Origin of the sequence: Methylobacterium sp. WL103 (assembly GCF_008039885.1) — a bacterium.
GTDB lineage: Bacteria > Pseudomonadota > Alphaproteobacteria > Rhizobiales > Beijerinckiaceae > Methylobacterium > Methylobacterium cerastii.
Genome location: NZ_VRUX01000467.1, coordinates 1 through 3402 on the forward strand (window position 1 = coordinate 1; position 3402 = coordinate 3402).

General features: G+C 71.8%; 5 protein-coding genes. 3 read left to right on the top strand and 2 right to left on the bottom strand.

What is annotated here, in order from left to right; translation table 11 throughout:
• Positions 1–32 precede the first annotated feature (32 nt).
• Complete coding sequence (hisI, locus tag FV222_RS20635; protein WP_147815524.1) at positions 33–449, bottom strand: phosphoribosyl-AMP cyclohydrolase; 417 nt, start codon at positions 447–449, stop codon at positions 33–35.
• 109 nt (positions 450–558) lie between these two features.
• Positions 559–1401, bottom strand: coding sequence for a GTP cyclohydrolase I FolE (folE, locus tag FV222_RS20640; RefSeq protein ID WP_147754509.1), 843 nt, complete (start codon positions 1399–1401; stop codon positions 559–561).
• A gap of 240 nt (positions 1402–1641) precedes the next feature.
• On the opposite strand from folE, the gene FV222_RS20645 reads away from it, so the two are divergent.
• From FV222_RS20645 to FV222_RS20655, 3 genes are all read left to right on the top strand, one after another.
• Positions 1642–2085 carry an iron-sulfur cluster assembly scaffold protein gene (locus tag FV222_RS20645; RefSeq protein ID WP_147815525.1) on the top strand — a complete coding sequence of 148 codons (444 nt, stop codon included), beginning with the start codon at positions 1642–1644 and terminating at the stop codon, positions 2083–2085.
• A 4-nt stretch (positions 2086–2089) separates the two neighbouring features.
• On the top strand, positions 2090–2446 hold the full coding sequence (gene yidD, locus FV222_RS20650; RefSeq protein WP_147815526.1) for a membrane protein insertion efficiency factor YidD: 357 nt from the start codon (positions 2090–2092) through the stop codon (positions 2444–2446).
• Positions 2447–2590: 144 nt separating this feature from the next.
• On the top strand, positions 2591–3402 hold an 812-nt coding region (locus tag FV222_RS20655; RefSeq protein ID WP_147815527.1), incomplete at its 3' end, for an AAA family ATPase.

The following is a 3402-nucleotide window of genomic DNA, read 5'->3' on the forward strand; positions in this document are numbered from 1 at the left end:
CGCCGCGTGCCGCAGCAGGGCGTGCGCGCCGCTCATGGGCCGGCGGGGTTCAGCACCGCGCGGCCGTCCGGGTCGAGGGCGACGCTACGGTAGAAGCAGGCGCGCCGCCCGGTATGGCAACAGCCGCCGTCGCCGCCGACCGCGACGGTGATCAGCAGCGCGTCCTGGTCGCAATCGGTGCGCATCTCGACGACGCGCTGGACCTGGCCCGAGGTCGCGCCCTTGTGCCAGAGTTCCCGTCGCGAGCGCGACCAGTACCAGGCCTCGCCGGTCTCCAGCGTCCGTCGCAGCGATTCGGCATTCATGTGCGCGAGCATCAGCACGCGGCCGTCCTGCGCGTCGACGGCGATGCAGGCCACGAGCCCGTCGCGGTCGAAGCGGGGCGTGAAGACCACGCCTTCCTCGACCTCGGTACGGCTACCGGGCGGATCGAATGGGGGGACGGTCATCGGATGACGGTTCCTGCGCAGAGCACTCGGTCCGCGAGCATCCCTCCCCCCTCTGCGGGGGAGGGAAGGGGCGGCGACGCCACATGAATGCGGCTACGCCTTAATGCGGCTACGACTTGCCGCCGCGGACCAGCGTCAGGAACCGCACCTGCTCGCTGGCGTCCTCGCGGAAGGCGCCGCGGAACTGGGTGGTGATGGTGGAAACGCCGGCCTTCTGGACGCCGCGCATCGCCATGCAGAGATGCTCCGCCTCGACGAGGACGGCGACGCCGCGGGGCTTGAGGATGCTCTCGATCACGTCGGCGATCTGGGCGGTCATCGTCTCCTGCGTCTGCAGCCGGCGGGCGAAGGTGTCCACCACGCGGGCGAGCTTGGACAGGCCGACCACGCCCTTGGTCGGGTAGTAGGCGATGTGCGCCAGGCCCATGAACGGCACCATGTGGTGCTCGCAATGGGAGTAGAACGGGATGTCGCGCACCAGGACGATGTCGGAATAGCCCTCGACCTCCTCGAACACCCGCTCGAGCAGGGCGTCCGCGTCGACCTCGTAGCCGCCGAAGAGCTGGCCGTAGGCCTTGACCACGCGGGCCGGGGTGTCGAGCAGGCCTTCGCGGTTCGGGTCGTCGCCGGCCCAGCGCAGCAGGGTGCGGACGGCGGCCTCGGCCTCCTCGCGGCTCGGGCGGGCGAGGGCGATGCCGTCGGGCACCCGCGTCGCGGATTCGGGCTTCTTCGCGATGTCCTTGGCGCCGTCCGGCGCGGCCGTCTCGGCACGGCGCTCGGCGAGGCTCGCCACCACGCGGTCGTTGTCGTTGCGCATGACGCTCAAGCTCGGCTCGGCCTCGGGAAGGGGACGGGCGGCGCCGTAGGACAGTGATTTGAGCGCGGCATCCATGGCATCTCCGGCCCGCGCCACACGGGCCTTCATCGTCGTACTGTCCGGCTTGGCGTACATGTCGGTCGAACCGTCTCGGAGCCCGGATGGCTCCGGGCCGGCGCCCCGGTGGTTGCGGTGTCCGTGGCCGTGGGCGCGACCCTGGTCGACGAGCCGCCTCCTCGCGAAACGGCCTGAAGCGGCCTATATCGTCGTTCTTGCACGATCGCGCAATGCACGGCGCGCGGGGCGCAAGGGCGGCTCGCACGGGGCCGACCACGCAGCGACCGACCACGCAGCGACAAGGAGCGGAAGGCGCCCATGCTCGACGACATCTACAACCGGCGCATCCTCGAACTCGCCGCCGACATCCCCCGGCTCGGCCGGCTCTCGGCGCCGGACGCCAGCGCGACGGCGCATTCGAAGCTCTGCGGCTCGACGGTGACCGTCGACCTCGTGCTCGGGGCCGACGGGACGGTCGCCGACTTCGCCCACGACGTGAAGGCCTGCGCGCTCGGCCAGGCCTCGTCTTCGCTGATGGGGCGGCACGTGGTCGGCTCCAGCCCCGAGGAGCTTCGGTGCGTGCGCGAGACCATGCGTGCGATGCTGAAGGCGAACGGCCCGGCGCCCGAGGGCCGCTGGGCCGACCTCTCCGTGCTCGCGCCGGTGCGCGACTTCAAGGCACGCCACGCCTCGACCCTCCTCACCTTCGACGCGGTGGTGGAGGCCCTCGACCGCATCGAGGCCGCCAGGCGCGCCGCCTGACGCGATGCTGCGGCGTGCCGCGCGGATCGCGATCCGCGGCTATCAACTCACGCTGTCCGGCCTCGTCGGCCGACAGTGCCGGCACTGGCCGAGCTGCTCCGACTACGCGGACGCGGCGATCGCCCGGCACGGGCTCTGGCCCGGCGCCTGGATGGGATTTTCGCGGATCTGCCGCTGCGGTCCCTTCGGCACCCACGGCATCGACCTCGTGCCCGACGCCCTGCCGACGCGGGCGCGCTGGTTCCTGCCCTGGCGCTTCGCGCGCTGGCGGGGGGTCAACGCGCCGCCGAACCCGTTTTCCTGCGACGCGGTCGCGCCCTCGGACGGCCAGACCCAGGTGACGGCGTCGGAGCGTAGCTGAAGCGCCACAGGTCGCGCCCCACGAACCTGCGGCGATGCCGGCCTTGCCAGCCGGTCACGAACCGCCGCACACTCCGCCCCCAGAACGACGCCAGCGTCGCCCCCGGCTGCAAGGCCCGACGATCAAGACGGAAACCCCATCGGCATGAGTCAGGGCTCGTCCGCCACCACCCTCGACGACGGCATCGTCGCCACCGCCGAAGCCTGCCTCGCCTCCGTCGGCCAGGCGCGCGAAGCGATCCACGGGGTGATCTTCGGACAGGAGAAGGTCGTCGACCTCGCCCTCGTCACGATCCTGGCCGGCGGCCACGGCCTCCTCGTCGGATTGCCGGGTCTGGCCAAGACCAAGCTCGTCGAGACGCTGGGCACCGTGCTCGGGCTCGACGCCCGGCGGGTGCAGTTCACGCCCGACCTGATGCCCTCCGACATCCTCGGCACCGAAATCCTGGACGAGGATGCCGACCGCCGCCGCTCGTTCCGCTTTGTCAAGGGCCCGGTCTTCACCCAGCTCCTGATGGCCGACGAGATCAACCGCGCGAGCCCGCGCACGCAGTCCGCGCTGCTGCAGGCGATGCAGGAGAACTTCGTCTCGGTCGCCGGCGAGCGCCACGACCTGCCGCGGCCGTTCCACGTGCTCGCCACCCAGAACCCGATCGAGCAGGAGGGCACCTATCCGCTGCCCGAGGCGCAGCTCGACCGCTTCCTGCTGGAGATCGACGTCGGCTATCCCGACCGCGCCGCCGAGCGCCGCATCCTGATCGAGACCACCGGCGTCGCCGACCAGGGCGTGAAGGCCGTGATGTCGACCGACGCGCTGCTGACCGCGCAGCGCCTCGTGCGCCGCCTGCCGGTGGGCGAGACCGTGGTCGACGCGATCCTCGACCTCGTCCGCTCGGCCCGCCCCGAAGGCGGCGACCCGCTGGTGAAGGGCAAGCTGATGTGGGGCCCCGGCCCCAC

Excerpts from the sequence above, each read along its gene's own strand:
- yidD (WP_147815526.1), top strand. The coding sequence starts at position 2,090 with ATGCTGCGGCGTGCCGCGCGGATCGCGATCCGCGGCTATCAACTCACG.
- hisI (WP_147815524.1), bottom strand. The coding sequence starts at position 449 with ATGACCGTCCCCCCATTCGATCCGCCCGGTAGCCGTACCGAGGTCGAG.
- folE (WP_147754509.1), bottom strand. The coding sequence starts at position 1,401 with ATGTACGCCAAGCCGGACAGTACGACGATGAAGGCCCGTGTGGCGCGG.
- FV222_RS20645 (WP_147815525.1), top strand. The coding sequence starts at position 1,642 with ATGCTCGACGACATCTACAACCGGCGCATCCTCGAACTCGCCGCCGAC.